At 61.7% G+C, this 16,252-nt stretch carries 15 protein-coding genes; 4 read left to right on the top strand and 11 right to left on the bottom strand.

What is annotated here, in order from left to right; translation table 11 throughout:
• Positions 1-82: 82 nt before the first annotated feature.
• Both KY465_RS05275 and KY465_RS05270 read left to right on the top strand, forming a co-directional pair.
• A complete protein-coding gene (locus tag KY465_RS05275) occupies positions 83-1,099 on the top strand; it encodes a sugar-binding transcriptional regulator (RefSeq protein ID WP_255561432.1) in 1,017 nt (338 codons plus the stop codon).
• A 207-nt stretch (positions 1,100-1,306) separates the two neighbouring features.
• On the top strand, positions 1,307-2,980 hold the full coding sequence (locus KY465_RS05270; protein ID WP_219200479.1) for a Na/Pi cotransporter family protein: 1,674 nt from the start codon (positions 1,307-1,309) through the stop codon (positions 2,978-2,980).
• 16 nt (positions 2,981-2,996) lie between these two features.
• Here the strand turns inward: KY465_RS05270 and KY465_RS05265 are convergent, their stop codons facing one another.
• From KY465_RS05265 to KY465_RS05245, 5 genes are read right to left on the bottom strand one after another with little or no spacing between them, the layout of a single operon-like run.
• Positions 2,997-3,746, bottom strand: a complete 750-nt coding sequence (locus KY465_RS05265; protein ID WP_219200478.1) for a 5'/3'-nucleotidase SurE — start codon at positions 3,744-3,746, stop codon at positions 2,997-2,999.
• Positions 3,747-3,755: 9 nt separating this feature from the next.
• Positions 3,756-4,910, bottom strand: a complete 1,155-nt coding sequence (locus KY465_RS05260) for an MBL fold metallo-hydrolase (protein WP_346432593.1) — start codon at positions 4,908-4,910, stop codon at positions 3,756-3,758.
• Positions 4,904-5,989, bottom strand: a complete 1,086-nt coding sequence (locus tag KY465_RS05255) for an ABC transporter ATP-binding protein (protein ID WP_219200477.1) — start codon at positions 5,987-5,989, stop codon at positions 4,904-4,906. The genes KY465_RS05260 and KY465_RS05255 overlap by 7 nt, the downstream gene beginning before the upstream one ends.
• Positions 5,977-7,680 (bottom strand): ABC transporter permease, encoded by a 1,704-nt coding sequence (locus KY465_RS05250; RefSeq protein WP_219200475.1) that lies wholly within the window; start codon positions 7,678-7,680, stop codon positions 5,977-5,979. Before KY465_RS05250 ends, KY465_RS05255 begins: the two co-directional genes overlap by 13 nt.
• A gap of 11 nt (positions 7,681-7,691) precedes the next feature.
• Positions 7,692-8,678 (bottom strand): ABC transporter substrate-binding protein, encoded by a 987-nt coding sequence (locus KY465_RS05245; protein ID WP_219200473.1) that lies wholly within the window; start codon positions 8,676-8,678, stop codon positions 7,692-7,694.
• Positions 8,679-8,962: 284 nt separating this feature from the next.
• Between KY465_RS05245 and KY465_RS05240 the strand changes: the two genes are divergently transcribed.
• Positions 8,963-9,895, top strand: coding sequence for a sugar-binding transcriptional regulator (locus KY465_RS05240; protein ID WP_255561499.1), 933 nt, complete (start codon positions 8,963-8,965; stop codon positions 9,893-9,895).
• Positions 9,896-9,910: 15 nt separating this feature from the next.
• Here the strand turns inward: KY465_RS05240 and KY465_RS05235 are convergent, their stop codons facing one another.
• Complete coding sequence (locus tag KY465_RS05235) at positions 9,911-10,267, bottom strand: hypothetical protein (protein WP_219200470.1); 357 nt, start codon at positions 10,265-10,267, stop codon at positions 9,911-9,913.
• 4 nt (positions 10,268-10,271) lie between these two features.
• On the opposite strand from KY465_RS05235, the gene KY465_RS05230 reads away from it, so the two are divergent.
• Positions 10,272-12,065, top strand: coding sequence for a PRC-barrel domain-containing protein (locus KY465_RS05230; RefSeq protein WP_219200468.1), 1,794 nt, complete (start codon positions 10,272-10,274; stop codon positions 12,063-12,065).
• 60 nt (positions 12,066-12,125) lie between these two features.
• On the opposite strand, the gene KY465_RS05225 is transcribed toward KY465_RS05230, so the two are convergent.
• The 5 genes from KY465_RS05225 to KY465_RS05205 are packed head-to-tail and all read right to left on the bottom strand — an operon-like array spanning position 12,126 to position 16,237.
• Positions 12,126-12,896 (bottom strand): alpha/beta fold hydrolase, encoded by a 771-nt coding sequence (locus KY465_RS05225; RefSeq protein ID WP_219200466.1) that lies wholly within the window; start codon positions 12,894-12,896, stop codon positions 12,126-12,128.
• A complete protein-coding gene (locus tag KY465_RS05220; RefSeq protein ID WP_219200464.1) occupies positions 12,893-13,591 on the bottom strand; it encodes an ABC transporter ATP-binding protein in 699 nt (232 codons plus the stop codon). Before KY465_RS05220 ends, KY465_RS05225 begins: the two co-directional genes overlap by 4 nt.
• A 3-nt stretch (positions 13,592-13,594) precedes the next feature.
• A complete protein-coding gene (locus KY465_RS05215) occupies positions 13,595-14,335 on the bottom strand; it encodes an ABC transporter ATP-binding protein (RefSeq protein WP_219200462.1) in 741 nt (246 codons plus the stop codon).
• Positions 14,332-15,360, bottom strand: coding sequence for a branched-chain amino acid ABC transporter permease (locus KY465_RS05210; protein ID WP_219200460.1), 1,029 nt, complete (start codon positions 15,358-15,360; stop codon positions 14,332-14,334). Before KY465_RS05210 ends, KY465_RS05215 begins: the two co-directional genes overlap by 4 nt.
• The gene (locus tag KY465_RS05205) at positions 15,353-16,237 is read right to left on the bottom strand and encodes a branched-chain amino acid ABC transporter permease (protein ID WP_219200457.1); all 885 of its coding nucleotides are present in this window, start codon (positions 16,235-16,237) and stop codon (positions 15,353-15,355) included. The genes KY465_RS05210 and KY465_RS05205 overlap by 8 nt, the downstream gene beginning before the upstream one ends.
• Positions 16,238-16,252: the final 15 nt, after the last annotated feature.

The raw sequence follows: 16,252 nt of genomic DNA, 5'->3' as shown, positions 1-16,252 counted from the left end.
TGGTTCGCGGCGCGCAGGTCTCCTCCGCCCGGATCCGCATTGACAGCCCGCCGCGAGCCAAGGATCGAGCAGGGTAGGGTGCATGGGCAGGGATCGAAGGAACAAGAGCGCGCGATCGACCAGCCGAAATCGAGGCGCCGATTCCTCACTGCCGGAAGCCACGGAGAACACGCGCTCGGATCGATTGCGCGCGCGCGCCGCGTGGATGTATTTCATCGAGCAGATGACCCAGAACGAGATTGCCGAGGTGCTCGGTATTGGCCGCGTCAGCGTCGTGCGCATGCTCGCCGAGGCGCGCACGCGCCAGGAAGTCAAGATCAGCATCGAGGCGGAGCTGACAGAGATCATCCGTCTCGAGCGTGAACTTGAAAAGCGTTTTGGACTTGATGAGGCCGTGGTCGCACCGATAAGCGATGCCACTGCCGATCCAATTTCTGTTATCGGGGCAGCGACAGGCGGCTATCTATCGAAAGCGATGATGTCAGGGATGTCGGTCGGCGTCGGCTGGGGGCGCACTTTGTCGAGTTCGATCGCCTACATCCGCGCCCGGCCGCTGGACGACTTCAAAGCGATCGCCCTTCTGGGAGGCGTCGGCATCGCACGCGACTTCAACCCTCCGGAATTCGCTTGGCGCTTTGCGCAGATCTTCAAGGGCGATGGCTATCTCATCCCGGCTCCCGCCGTGGTTGACAGCGTAGAGACCAAGCGCGCTCTGATCGAACGCTGCGGACTGAACGACGTGCTGGCGATGGCCGAAGCGCTCGATGCGGTGGTTGTGTCCGTGGGTGACATCGACTCGGTGACCACCTTCTACCGTGGCGGCTACCTCTGCGAAAAAGAGCGTGAGGAACTGGCAGCGAAGGGTGCGGTCGGCGACCTGCTCTTCCACTTCTTCGACAGTGACGGGCGACTGGTCGATCACGAGATCAATGACCGCGGGATGTCGGTCGAGATCGCCTGTTTGAGGAAGGCACCGCTTCGCATCCTGACCTCCGGCGGCGCCGAAAAAATCCAGGCCCTGCGCGGCGCAATGCAGTTGCTGGGCCCTACCGTGTTCATCACCGACGAGCATACCGCCCGCGCCCTGCTGAAGGGGTGATGAAGTCTCGACCCGCGCCGGCTCCCGCTTGCAGGGTCAGCTTCGGCCGCCGATCGGAGCAAGGATTCTGCGGCCGCCCTCCGGCTGAACAATTGTAATATTGAAATTACCAATGTAACATCGTCTTTGCGCCGCATCGTCGCAGCGTGTCGCATTGTGCCGGTGACCGCCGGCGTTCAGCAATCGGATCCAGAGGCAATTCCATCGATGAGCGGTTCGGTATTCTTTCTGCATATGGCGGGGGCGGTCGCGCTCCTGCTGTGGGCAACGCGGATGGTCCGCACCGGCGTCGAGCGTGCATACGGCAATATCCTGCGCCAGAAGCTGCGCAAAACGCTGGGCAATCCCGTGCTGGCGGCACTGACCGGCATGGCGCTGGCGGTTGCGCTGCAGAGTTCGACCGCAGTGACGTTGCTGGTCGGGTCCTTTGCCGGGCTGGGTATCGTCACGGGGCTTGCCGGTATTCTCGCCGTGCGCGGAGCCGAGGTAGGTTCTGCCCTGGTCGTGAAGATCCTCAGTTTCGATCTGACCCTGCTTGTGCCGATCTGCCTTCTGGTTGGAACCTTCATATTCCTGGCAACGGAGCGCCGCCAATGGCGACAGATGGGCCGTATCCTCGTTGGCATCGGCCTCCTGATCCTCTCGCTCGACATGATGGGCGAAGCTTCGGCGCCCCTGCGTGAAAGCACCATCGTTCCCCTGATCGTCGAATATCTTTCCAACGATTCGATCACCGCCTTCCTGCTCGCAGCGGTGGTCACCTATCTGTTTCACTCGAGCATCGCGGCGGTGCTCCTGCTGACAACCTTTGCGGCCCAGGGCATCGTCTCTCCCGAACTTGGAATTGTCATGGTGCTCGGCGTCAATCTCGGCAGTTCCTTTATCGCCCCGATGCTGACACGCGGTGCGCCACCGGCCTATCGCATCGTCCCGCAGGGCAACCTCTTGATGCGCGGCGCCGGATCAATCGTGGTGCTGATCATCGTGGTTTTCTTCGCACCCCCGCTCGACATGCTCGGGAGCACGCCGGAAAACCGGATCATCCACGCGCACATCGTCTTCAATCTGCTCATCCTCTTCGCCGGTATCCCGCTTTCAGGACTGGTGCTGAGGGCAACGGAAGCACTGGTCGCGCTGCAGACAGACGCATCGAACCAAGAGGTGGACGGTGCCGCTGCCGTGGCAGAGACGAGTGCGCTTGATGACAGCGCGCTCGCCAATCCGCCGCAGGCCCTGGCAAATGTGACGCGCGAAGCGGTTAAAATGTGCGAATCCATCGAATACATGCTGCAACGGATCCTCGAATTGTACGAGGATGCGGATTCGCGCAGCATCAAGGCATTCGCGGCGCTTGACGACGAGGTCGACCGGCGGCATGCGGCTATCAAGCTGTATCTCGCTCGGATAACGCGCAACGAAATGACCGAGGACATGGCAAAGCGCTGTCAGGACCTTCTCGGCGTTTCCGTCAAGCTGGAGCAGGTTGGCGACATTCTCGTGCGCAACATGCTGCCGCACGTCAAGAAGAAGATGGATCGGCGCGTCGAGTTCACCGATGAAGGATGGCGGGAACTTTCAAATTTCCATGCCGCGGTCCTTGCCAATGCGCGCCTAGCCTTCAATCTTCTGGTGACGCAGGATCCGGACACGGCGCGCGAACTCGTGAAGGAGAAGGACGATTTGCGCGAAGTGGAGAAGGAAACCAGCCAGCGGCATTTCGAGCGTCTGAGACAGGGGACTGAACAGAGCGTGGAAACCAGCTCACTTCACCTCGACACGATCCGCGATCTCAAGCAGATCAACTCGCTCCTCGCCACATTGGCCTACCCGGTTCTCGAGGAGCGCGGCCTCTTGAGCGAGTCCCGGTTGAAGCGCCTGTAAGCTGCCGAAGGCAGCCTCAGTTGCTGGGCGACAGATTGCGAATGAAGCCCTCGGCGAGCGGGGTATTTCCAAACCAGTTCACCCGCGTCACGGTGGCCTCGCCGGCGGCCAGATAGCTGTTCTCGTCACCGGCTGTGCTGGAATGGGCGCGGCCGCGTGGCACGACGAGCTCCACAATGTCGCCCTCGTCTTTTCTCACCTTGCACTGGCGCGCGATCTTGTCCCGGCCGATCTGCGGCTGATTGAATGACGCAGGCAGGCTGGCGGGAAGATTGACGCTCAGCCAATGGCCCTCGAGCGTCCAGTCGGCGCGCTGTTGCCATAAGCGGCCGATCAGATCGGCGAGCCATGCGGCATCGCCGGGCTGCCGGTCGGCTTCCTTCACCTGGGAAAAACCGATAGCCGGGATGCCCCAGAATGTTGCCTCGCGCGCCACTCCGAGCGTTCCCGAATAGGCCAGATCCTCGGCCACATTGCGGCCGTCATTGACGCCGGCGACCACCAGGTCCGGAGCACGGTCGCCCTTGAACAGCCATGTCATGGCCGTGACGATGCAGTCGCCGGGTGTCCCCGAACAGGAATAACGCTGCGGGTCGAGACGGCGCATGGTCAGCGGCCGGGCGATGGTCAGGGAGGTGCCAGCGGCGGTGCGCTTGCCGTCGGGAGCAACGATCCAAACGTCGTCGCTGATCTGGCGCGCGGCCTCCGCGGCAAGCGCAATGCCGGGGGCTTCGATGCCGTCGTCGTTGGAAATCAGAATGCGCATCAAGAATCCTCAATCAATGGTGTAGCTTTGACCGGTATGGAGCTCGGTCTTCAAGGCTGGAATGGCATCCTGCATCTGCCGAAGCACGGCCGTTTCGCAGGAATGGCCGAGCACGGCGGGCCGGCCGGCATTCTCCCACAGGGCGACGTTCTCGTTCAGCGTCGGATGTGTCGGCATGCGAATCCAGTCGGCGCGGCCGCGCCTGCGCAGAAGATCGGCAGGTGATCCCGGCGGCAGATGACCTGTCAGGAGAACGGGCATGCCGGCGGCATCGGCCGCTGCGATCGCCGCACGGGAAGGGCCGGCAACCCCCATTCCGTCGTGGACGATGAGAGGCGAAGCGGGCAAGGGCTCGCCCACCTCCCAATCTATAGCTGCCGCAAGGCGGGCGCGAAGCAGCTCAGAAGCAGATGCGCGCAACGCGTTCGAAGCCATGATCTGGTCATGCAGGGCGTGGCGCATTCCCTTCTCGATCGCGAAGGGGGTGTCGAGAGCGGCCATCAATTCGAGCGAGCGACCCGACAGCGGCGTCGGCAGCAGGCAGCCGTCCGGATGCTCAGCCACCCACTGCGCAATTTCGCGGGCCCGCACCGTGCCCGGGACCTCGTCGCAACCATAGGAGCAATCGAGGATGAGCAGGTCGCAGGCCGGCAGCGGATCCATCGCAAAGACCGTGCTTTCCGGCACCATGTCGGCGGCGTAGACCACTTGTTTTCCGCCGCTCGCGACCGCCATCCAGACGCCTCCGGCCACGTGGCCCGAGGCACCCGTCGTCACCATCAGGTCGCCACAAACCAGCGTTTCGCCGGGCTGGAAGAGGTGGATTTGATCATCGGGAGGAAGATAGGCATTCAGGTCGCCGGCCTCGGCATATTGTGCCAGGGTCGTCGGCATTTCCTGACGCGTTTCGGCCGTCATGTAGATCGGGCCGCCGTACCCCAATGCGATCAGTCGGCATAGAGCGCCGACGTGATCCTCGTGGGCATGGGAAATGATCAGCGCGTCGATCTCGTCCGCCGGCCCCGCCAGCATCGGGTAATACTCGTGGCCGGTGGCACCGACCTTGATTCCTGCGTCGAGCATCACCCTCGTGCCGTTATCTTCGACGGCAACGCTGGTGCGACCCTTCTCGCCAAACCCGCCCTGAAGGCTCAGTTTCAACATCCAGCCGCTTCCCTCTCCGGGATCAGCCAGCCATTCGTCAACTTCAGCCGCAGGCGTTGGCCCGTTTCGCAGCGCACCGGATCGGCCTCGTCAAAGTGCAGACGGGTCCCCGGCAGGGCATCGGGCTCGAACTCGATCCGCGAGGCGCCACCGCGATAGATTGCCTTGACGACCGTGCCGTCGAATCCGGGTTCGTCGGCGTCGGCAGCGGCAATCTGCGAGCGGCGGATACAGATCTTCGCATTCGGATCGGGCTGTTCGCCGGCCCGGCAGCGGACATCCAGTTCGTGACCGAGGAGGCGGACCCGGCACTGGCCACCGCTTTCCGCCGTCAAAACCTCGGCCGGAAGCACCATGCCCTGCGAGATGAAGGAGGCAACCATCTCGTTCACCGGCTCATGGTAGAGTTCGTGCGGCGTTGCCAGCTGCATCAGACGGCCCTGGTCCATGACAGCGATCCTGTCGGCCAGTGCCATTGCTTCCGCCTGGTCGTGGGTGATGTAGACGATTGTCGTCCCGGTCCGCTTGTGAAACTTCGCAAACTCGTCTTCCATCGAGGCACGAAGATGCACGTCGAGGTTGGCCAGCGGCTCGTCGAACAGCACCAGCCGCGGTTCGGCCACGAGGCACCGTGCCAGCGCCACACGCTGGCGTTGACCGCCCGACAGGTTGGCCGGGCGCCGGTCGCCATATTGCTGCATGTCGACGAGGGCCAGCGCATCCGCAACGCGTTTGTCGCGCTCGGCGCGGCGTACCCGGGCTACCTTGAGGGCGTAGCCAATATTTTCGGCGACGGTCATGTGTGGCCAGAGCGCATAGTTCTGGAAGACGATGCCGACGCGCCGTTTTTCCGGCGGCAGGCTGCTTTCCAGCGAGGAGACCTCTACGCCGCCGATCTCGATGCTGCCGCCGCTGACGTCCTCAAAGCCGGCAATCATACGCAGGAGCGTCGTCTTTCCGCAGCCTGAGGGACCCAGAACGGCGAGAAACTCGCCATCGGCGACCTCGATGGAAACATCATCCAGGGCTTTGGCGGCGCCGAAATGCTTGCTGATTCTCTGAATGCTCAATCCCGCCATGGAAGGACCCCGTCCGGTAATCTGTTTGCAAAAAGGCTGGCGACCAGCATCAACAGGAAGGTGGTCGCGACCATGATGGCCGAGACGGCTGCTGCATATTTGGAATCACCGCCCTGTTCGAATGCGAAGATGATGACGCCGATCGTTTCGGCGCCGGAAGACCACAGCAGTGCCGAAACGGTCAGTTCACACAGCGCCGTCATGAAGATCAGCAGGCCTCCGGCGACTGCCGCCGGCGCGATGAGCGGGAAGATGATCGTGCGCATGCGTGTGAACAGCCCGGCCCCGGCAACCTGCGCCGCCTCTTCCAGCGCGCGGTCGAGCTGGAAATAGCCGGTCACCGTCGGCCTGACTGCCAGGATGAGGAACCTGGCGAGGTAGGCATAAAGGATGATCCAGACGGTGTTGTAGATCTGAACGCCGGTGATCGGCATCGGCTTGAGGAACAACAGCAGCGAGGCGATCGCGAGGACAACGCCCGGCAGCGCGTAAGGCAGCTCGACCGCCAGATTGAGCACCTTGATCCAGCGCTGCTTGCCCCAGGCGATGACGTAACCGAGCGGGATCGCGACGAAGACCGCGAAGATGGCAGCGGCTGCAGACAGGTACAGGCTGTTGCCGAAGGCGCGCCGGGCCGCCGCGTGCTCGAAGATGACGAAGGCGTAGTTTTCCAGCGTGGCGGTTTCGGCGGTCAGGGTGATACCGTAACCGCGCACCAGCGAGGTGAGGATCAGTCCGACCAGCGGCAGCACGAGGATCACGAGGATCAGCGCCCACATGCCGGTTTCGACGAGCGGCCGCCATTTTCCGAGACCGTAGGGTGCGGCGGGCAGCGAGGTCGAGGAGATGCGGAAGTCGCGCCGGCTGGCGATGCGGTCCTGCAGGACGATACCGAACATCGCGATGATGCCGATCAGAACGGAAAGGAATGCCACGTCCGACAGCACGGCTGGACCGCCACCGGCCAGGCGCTGATAGATGAGAGTCGGCAGAACGAGATAGTTCGCCGGAATGCCGAGAAAGGCGGGAATGCCAAAATTGCCGACGCAGGAGACGAAGGTGAGAGCGGCAGCGCCGACGACGGACGGCGTCATCAGCGGCAGGATGATGGTGCGAAGGACGCGAAACCAGCCGGCGCCGCTTGATTGCGCGGCTTCGACGAGTTCCCGCGGCAGCTTGCGCAGCCCGGCACGCACGATGAGAAACACCAGCGGCGCATACTGGATGCCGAGCAGCAGAATGATGCCCTCGGGAGAATAAAGCGGATTGCGGGTGCCAAGCGGCGGTGCAATGCCAAGAATGTTGAGCAGCGGGCTGGAAGGTCCGAACAGTTGCAGCCAGGCCAAAGCAGTCACCTGCGGCGCGATCATCAGCGGGGTGACGAAACAGAGCACGAATGCCTGCCGCTGGCGCACATTGGTCAGCGACACGAGGAGTGCCACGGCCACGCCGAGCACCAGCGCAAACAGGGTGCCGCCCAGCCCGACGACGATCGTGTTCCAAGTGGCGACCCAGGTCGTCTCGCTGAAAAGACCGTTGCGGATGATATCGAGCGAAAGCGTGCCGCCCGGCAGCACGACTTCCTGGAGAAGCCGGCCCATCGGCAGCAGGGAAAAGATGACGATAAGGGCGACAATGCCGATCGTCAGGGCCAATTGCTGGCCCTGACGATCACGAATATACGCGAGCATGCGCGGAGACCTCAGCCGCCGAACATCTCGGAGAACTTCGTCTTGTTCTCACCGATCTCGTCGACCACCTTCTGCACGTCGACCTGCATGATCTTGATATCGGTGCCTTCCGGCAGCCAGTCGGGCGAGCCGACGGACGGCTTGGCGGGAAGGTAGCCCTGCTCGAGTGCCAGCTTCTGACCCTCATCAGAAAGGATGAAGTCGACAAACTTCCTGGCGCCTTCGGGGTTCTTCGCCGTCGACAGGATGGCGACCGGCTCGGTGACCGCGGTCACACCTTCTTCCGGGAACACGAACTCGATTGGCGAGCCGTCCTTCTTGGCGTTCATGGCCATGAAATCGACCAGCATGCCATAGGCCTTCTCGCCACTGGCGACCGATTTCAGAACCGCGCCGTTGCCGCGCACCGCCACATGGTCGTTTTCCTTGAGGGCTTCAAAATACTCCCAGCCGAGATCGTCGCGGTTGACGAAGGCCGACAGGAGAAATGCGGCGGCGCCGGAGTACAGCGGGCTGGGCATGATGGTCAGCCCCTTGTAGGCCTCACCGGTCAGGTCGGACCAGTGCTCGGGCTTCTGTTCAGCCGCGGTATTGTAGGCGATGCCGGTGGTGATGAGCTTGGAGCCGAAATAGGTCTTGTCAGCATCATAGGCGGCTTCCTCGAATCCCTCGAGATTCGCTTCGGGATAGGCCATGAGCCGGTCGTCCTTTTTCAAGGTCTCCATGCTCACGGCATCGGCGATCAGCAACACGTCCGGCTGCGGACTGCCTGCCGAGAACTCGGCCGCGAGCTTGGTCATCAGGTCGCTGGTGCCAGAGCGGAAGATTTCCACTTCAATGCCCGGGTTGGCCGCCTCGAATGCCTCTACTGTCTTTGCGGCATCCGCGTCGGGTTGCGAAGTATAGAGCACCAGCGGTTCGGCGAGGGTCGCCGATGCCAGTAGCGTCGAGCCGAGCAGAGCGGCTGCGAACGTGAATTTGCGTGTCAATTTTGCCATGGGAACGAACTCCTAATCGATTGCGGATCCTGCCTGATAATCACGCAGGACCCCCTCCCTACCTCCGCAACGACACTGCAATGTGACGATTGCGCACGACCATTCAATATGCACATCTGTAATACGTCAATAACAAAAGAACGCAATAAAATTTCGTTGACGGCGATGCCTCGCTCTTTAGGGTGGTCGACAGATTGCGCCGCAGAGGCCAGATGACAGGAGAGCACCCGGTGTCACGCAAACCGAAGGGCGCGGTCTCGCGACCCACACTCGTTTCCGCCGACATGGCTGTGAAAATGGCCTGGCTGTATCACGTGGAAGGGATGACCCAGGAAGGCATCGCTAACTTGCTGGGCGTCAGCCGCATGAAGGTCATGCGCGCATTGGCCACCAGCGCCAGCGAGAACATGGTCGTCACCACGATCAATGCCGACACGGTCGAGCAGGTGGCGCTCGAACGCGCGCTTGAACAGCACTGGGATCTGCACAGTGCCGTGGTGGTGCCGACCCCCGTCGAATCTCGAAATCTGGAGAGGGCCATCGGTCACGCCGTCGCCCGATATCTGGCAACTCAGTTCCAGGACGGCATGACGCTTGCGATCGGGGGTGGAGCGACGCTGCATTCCAGCCTGAGTTTCCTGCAGCAGCGCGAGTTAAAGGACGCGACCGTAATCGGCCTCGTCGGCAGTCTGCCGCATTCACAGTGGATCAATCCCTCTGTCGTCGCGACAAAAGTGGCGGAACGGATGCGCGTCGACAGTTATCAGATCAGCGCGCCGGTGGTCGTTGACGATGCCGGCTTGCGCCAGCGCCTCTGGGAGCAGCCCTTGCTGCAAGAGGTGCGTGACCGCGCCGCGGCGGCGGACATGGCGGTCCTGACGGTCGGGGATGTCTCACCCGATGCGACGATCTTTCGGCATAACATTGTCCCCAAGGATCTGATTGCGCCGCTTCGCGAGCGCGGCGCGGTGGCCAACATGCTGTGCTATTTCATTGACGGGCGGGGATGTCTTGTGGATCACGGTATCAACCAGCGCATCATGGCGGTCGATCTTCCGGTGGTTGCAGCCATTCCACATGTCGTGCTGGCTGCCGGGGGGCGCAACAAAATCCCGGCGATCGAGGCCGCCCTGCGCGCGGTGCCGGCCAGGACCCTGATTACAGATAGTGAAACAGCCCAGGCATTGATCGAGCGCAGGCAAGTGGATGAGGACTGACGGCAAATCAGCCGATCAGATGATGCCGCGCTCGCGCATGAAATCATCAAGACCGACATGGGTGGAGGACTCGAAATCCTCAACAGCGGCGGCCACTGCCTCACGCTGGCTGCGCATCATCAACAGCAATTGCCGCACACTGCCTGAGGCACCGAATCGTTCCCAGCGCGCCGCCAGATGCGCAGGAAGACCGGCAGCCGCGCAGAAGGCTTCGATGCTTTCATAGCCGAGGTCAGCCACCAATTCGCGCGTTTCCTCAATCGAGCAACGCGGTTCAATGGCGTGGTCGCGGAACCGCTGAGCAAGAAGCCGGACGTCGGTCGGTGTTCCGGATAGCATCCGGTCGAGAAACGTTGTGGGATCCCTGTGCATCACGATGCTCCTTTGCATCAAACCTAGCCTGAGTTTGAAACCGAGGCAACAAGCGAGTGCCTGCCGCGAGGGCATCGGCTCGACCGACAAGTGGGCATCTCTGCGCGTTTGCCTCGAAGACGTTGGAGGTGGCGTGCCGCACGGGGCCCCCTTAGCCGTCGCCTTCCTTTCTCACTGGTTCGGCGGAACGTTTCCCACCCTAGCACGTTGGTTTGCAACACCCGATCGCTGCTTCACCTGTCGGCCCGCCGCAATGGAGCGAGCAGCGGACGGTCGTGGTTTTTTCGCTATACGCAACCGGGAGATTGAGATGCTAAAATATTTGACCCACCGCCAGCTGTTGATCAGCACGGCCTTCGTCCTTCCCTTCACGATGAGTGCTTCAGCGCAGACCATCGAGATCAATCCTGAACAGCTGGAAGGCAAGAGCGCGGAATGCCGCGAGCTCGGGCAGTTGATCATGGACCGCCAGGAGCCGGTGGACACGGTTTCGGCGGAGGCTGTGGTCGCAGCTTTGAACGAGGACCGGGCGCAAGAGTGCAGCACGTTGCAGGAACAGATTGCCGACGCCGGCAATGCGGATATGCGCGCCGAGGATAGCGAAGAGGTGCGCGCCGAAGACAGCGAGAAGCTCAGTGAAGAAGTCGATGTTTCAGAGACGGTGACTGTCGAAGGCGAGGCCGAGGTCACGGTTCCAGAGCCGAATGTCGACGTGCAGGTGCCGGCGCCAAATGTTCGGGTGACCAAACAGCAGCCGCAGGTTGATATCACGCAGGAGGGCCTCGAGGTCGAGCTCGAACAACAACAGCCGAACGTTTCGGTCGAAATCCCTGAAATCATTGTCCGTGTCGATATCCCGGCACCGCGCGTTTACGTCCTGCGTTCCGAGCCTCAGGTGCAGGTGAGTGATCCTGATCCGCAGATCGAGGTCACCCAGGGCGAGCCGCAAATCACAGTGACCCAGGGCGATCCGCAGCTGAATGTCGACATCGATCTTGACGAACAAGCCGACGGCGCAGAGGGCACGCAACAGAACGCGATGGCCGACGATGGTACGCAGCGCGTCGAGGGTGATACCCAGCTCGTCCAGTCGGAGCCACAGGTTGAGATCGTCGGTACGGACAACCAGCCCAGCTACTCGTATGAAAGTGGCGAGCCGCGCATCTCGTATCAGCGGGTCGAGCCGAAGGTTTCGGTGATGATGTCGGAGAAGCCGTCGATCGAAATCCAGCAGAGCGGTGAAGCCGAAATTATTCTGGAAACGGCGGAAGAGCGCGAGCAGCGCCGCCAGCAGATGCAGCAGCAGGGGCAGGAACAGCCGCAGCAGGATGCATCGGCGACCGGCCAACTGGCTCCGGACGAAGGCACAGAAGCCGAACAGCCGGCAGACCAGGCGGCAGACCAGGCCGCCAGTGACATGAATTCCACTGAAGAGCCGGCAGAAGAGATGGCCAGCGACACTGCTTCCAGTGACCAGCCGCAGGCGACCTCCGCTCAGACCATGACCGTCGATCAGCTGATGGACATGACAGTGGTGACCGCTGGCGGTGAAGATCTCGGCGAACCGGAAGGCTTCATCAAGATCAACGGTGAAACGCATCTGGTGGTCGGAAGCGGCGGCTTCCTCGGCATTGGCGAGAAAGAAGTTCCGGTGCCGATGACGAACGTCAATCTTCGCGGCGACCAGCTGGTGATCACGACCCTCACCGAGGATCAGATCGAGGCAGCCGATGATTTTGACTATGACGATGATCTGGAACTGCCGGATGAAGAGCAGATCGAAGTCAATATGAACTGATGCAGCGAAAATAGCTGAACTGATAATCCGCCTGGTCAAGCCAGGCGGATTTTTCTCGTCTCAAAGCCGGGGCAATCGCCCCACCTCTTGCCAAAACTCGAAGATAGCTGCTGGCTGCTCCTTGTAGACGTCATGCCCGGCGCCGCCGATCAGACGGGTGCGGACCCGGGATTGCGGCAGTGCCTTCGCGACCACATCGAGCTGTGCGCCGGTTCCGAAATCATCTTCTGTGCCCTGTATGATGCCCACCGGACAGCGGATCTGTCCCAACAGGTCACAAATCGACCAGGACTGCATTTCGGGCGCGAGCCAGATGTCGAGCCAAGAGCCAAAAGCCGCCTCGACATCGTCATGACGCCGGGCAAGCGCGGCCATGAATGCGGGATCATCACGGTATTTGGCGACCGCACGCACCCCCGCAATCGTGCGGTCCTCGATAAAGCTGTGGGGCGCGATGGCAGTGACGGATCGAATGTCCAGCGCGCCCTGGGCAGCGGCGATCAGCGCGATACTTCCGCCATCGCTGTGACCGACCAGGTGCACAGGACTCAAATCGGTGGCCCGCAGGATGGCCGGCAGAACATGCAGCGCCTCGTATTCGAGATAGTCCGGGGACTTGTGCGCGGCACGGGCCGGTGAGCGTCCGCAGCCGGGACGCGAATAGGACAGGAGAGAAAGATCTGGCCGGTGCCGCGAGAACACGTCCATGAGCGGGCGCATCGATTCTGCAGTTCCGAAACCGTGATGGAGAAAGACCACGGCTTGCCCCGTCCTCGCTCCCCGCCAGAGCGTCTCGATCGGCCCGACAGGCGTCTCCTCAACCGTCGTCACACCGCCAGTTTCTCCAGAAGGGCGGCCCGGGCAGCATCGTCTTCCGCCGCGCCTGCAAAAACGACTGCGCCCCGCTCGATCAGGACAAAGCGGTCACAGACTGCCAGCGCTTCGTGGATGTTCTGTTCGACGAGCACGACTGCGCAGCCGGCGTCTCGCATCTCGCGAACGATGGCGAAGATTTCGGCAACGATCATCGGCGCCAGGCCTTCGGAAGGCTCGTCGATCAGGACAACGCGCGGTTCGGCAACCATGATGCGCGCAAGCGAGAGCATCTGTTGCTCACCGCCTGACAAAGTGGTTGCCGACTGTTTGGCGCGTTCGGCCAGCCGCGGGAATCTCTCAAGAACGGGGTTCAGCTTCGAAGCGGGCTTGGCCCCCTTCAGCCCGAGCAGCCCGAGTTCGAGGTTTTCCTGCACCGTCAGCCCAGGGAAAATGCGTCGGTCTTCCGGCACGATTGCCAGACCAGCGCGATTGATCGCATCCGGCTCGATGCCGCCGATCGCCTGACCGTTCAGTTCAATACTGCCGGAACTCGGTTTCACCCAGCCGGCAATGTTCTTCAATAATGTTGTCTTGCCGACGCCGTTGCGGCCGAAGACGCCGAGGATTTCACCTGCGGCAACTTCGAGGGAGATGCCCTGAATGACGTGGCTCAGTCCATAATGGCTGTGAAGGTCTTTGATGCTCAGCATATCTCACCCATGTCCGAAATAGGCCGCCTGGACAGCGGGGTTGGCGCGGACTTCGGCCGGAGTGCCGTCCGCAATTTTCTGGCCCTGATGCATGACGATAACGTGATCGGAGACTGACATGACAATGCCGATATCATGCTCGATTAGCAGAATGGAGACATTCTGGGTCAGGCTCTTGATCAGTTCTTCGGTCTCGTCGGTATCAGCGTGGCTCATGCCCTGCGTCGGTTCATCCAGCATCAGAAGCTTCGGCTCGCAGGCCAGGCACATGGCAATCTCAAGCCGCCGTTGTTCCCCGTGGCTGAGATAGCCGACCTGTTCGTGCACCTTGTCATGAAAATCGAACCGTTCGATCAATTCATCGACCTTGCGGGCGGCGCGGCCGGTGCGGCGCAATGGGCGCACGGCGTGCGAGATAGGTTCAAGAATCTGCGAGGCCAAACGAAGGTTTTCACGCACCGTCATCTCGAAAAAGAGGTTGGTTATCTGAAATGAGCGGGCCAGCCCGGCATGTTGCAACTGAGCCGGACCGAAGCGGGTGACATCCTTGCCGTCAAGATACACCTTGCCGCTGCCCGGCTTCAGGGCGCCGGATATCAGGTTGAACAATGTGGTCTTGCCGGCGCCGTTCGGGCCGATCACCGTGGTGATCTCGTGAGGCGTGGCGGACATGCTGATCGCATCCACCGCCTTCAGCCCGCCGAAGGCGATGCTCAAGTTTTCTGTGTGCAGGATGGGTTTCACGCGCGTTCCCCGGTGGCTTTGATGCGTGCGGCATCCGTTTGTTCATCGAAGCGTATGAGGCGACGCTCCAGTGAGGGTTTGGCGACGCCGATGATCCCCTTGGGCATGAAAAGAATGGCAAAGATGAAAATCACGCCGATGGCGATTAGATGATGTTCGGTATAGCTGCCGACCACGGATTTCAGGAATGTCAGCAGCACGGCGCCGTACAAGGCCCCGATCAAGGTGCCGACACCACCAAGCACGACCATGATGACCGCATTTCCCGAGGAGGCGAAGAACATCAGCTCAGGGGAGACGAAGCCGCGGAGCATCGGATAGAGCGCGCCGGTGATGCCGGCGACGAGCGCCGCCACCACGTAGCACACCATGCGCGGCCCCCAAGTGTTGTAACCCAGGAACGGCACACGTTTCTCATTGGCCTTGAGAGCAATGACAACGCGGCCGAAGGGCGTCGTGAACAGATAGGCGACGGCCGCGTAGAGAATCGTGAGGACCGAAAGCGTCAGCAGAAAGAAGGCCAGCGGATCGCCGGCCGACACCGTGATGACGCCGAGCGGAATTTCCAGGACCGGTACGCCGATGAGCCCGTCGGATGCGCCGAGTTCGCGCGTGTTGTAAACGACCTTGGCGACAACCTGCGCCATGCCGAAGGTGATCAGCGCGAAATAGACGCCGCGAACCCGGTTGGCGATCAGTCCGCCGATGATTCCTGCAAGCAGCGTGACGCCGGTGGCGGCGGCCATGGCCAGCCAGAAGGACGGCACTTCGCGCAGCACCAGCGCCGACACATAGGCGCCTATGCCGAAATACAGCGCCTGGCCCAGACTGAGAAGGCCGCCAAAGCCGAGCAGGATGTCGACCGACAGGGCCAATCCGCCCAGGATCAGTGCTTCGGTTCCGAGCCGCAGATAGAAGGTGTCGTTCATGGCGACAGCGAGCGCGACGCATATCAGCCCGATGCCCATGAGGACAGCGAAGAAGACATGGTTGGCGCGCATGGATATATCGAGGCGATCACGCATGACCCATCCTCCCGAACAGACCCTGGGGTCGGAACATGAGGACGAGCACCATCACGCCAAAGACGATGGGATCGGCCCAGACCGGAGAAATGACAAGGCTCGAGATGGCCTGTACCTGGGTGAGGAATATTCCGGCGATCACCGCACCCCAGATCGAGCCCAGCCCGCCGACGATGACAACGGTGAAGGCGAGCAGGATGAAGTCGCGTCCCATGGTTGGGAACACCGAGTAGACGGGTGCAAGCAGCACGCCGGCCAGGCCCGCCAGGGTCACGCCGAAGGCGAATGCGCCGGAATAGACCCACCCAACGCGCACACCGAGGCTGGCCGCCATGTTGCGGTCGAAGGATGCGGCGCGCACGATGGCGCCGAGGCGCGTGCGATAGACCACAAAGGTCACCGCCAAGATCACCACGGCGCCAATCGCGATCAGGAACAGACGGTAGGTCGGAATGACAATGCCGAAAAGATCCGTGGCTCCGGGCAACGGATTTGCCGGGCGGTGGGTGTTCGGGCCGAACAGGATCTTCAGTATGTCCTCGAGGATCAGTCCCAGCCCGAAGGTGACCAGGAGGGTCGTGACGTGGCGGTCTGCCCCGTCATAGACCCGCCTGATCAGATAGCGTTCGGTGATGATCCCCAAGGGGATCATCAGAAGGGGTACAAGGGCTATCAGCACCCAGTAATTCATGCCTGACAGGCTCAACGCCAGCGCACCAAAGGCGCCGATGGCATAGAATTCGCCATGGCTCATGTTGATGACGTCAAGCAGGCCGAAGATGATCGTCAGACCGAGCGCGACGAGGATCACGGAGATCCCCAGCGCCAGACCATTCAACATCTGCGGTGCCAGGACGTAATGCAGATAGCTTTCCATGCCCTGTACCCCCTT

Origin of the sequence: Neohoeflea coraliihabitans, assembly GCF_019334345.1 — a bacterium.
Taxonomy (GTDB): domain Bacteria; phylum Pseudomonadota; class Alphaproteobacteria; order Rhizobiales; family Rhizobiaceae; genus Pseudohoeflea; species Pseudohoeflea coraliihabitans.
Note: the sequence above shows the minus strand (reverse complement) of the source record. Positions and strands in the feature narration are given on the sequence as shown.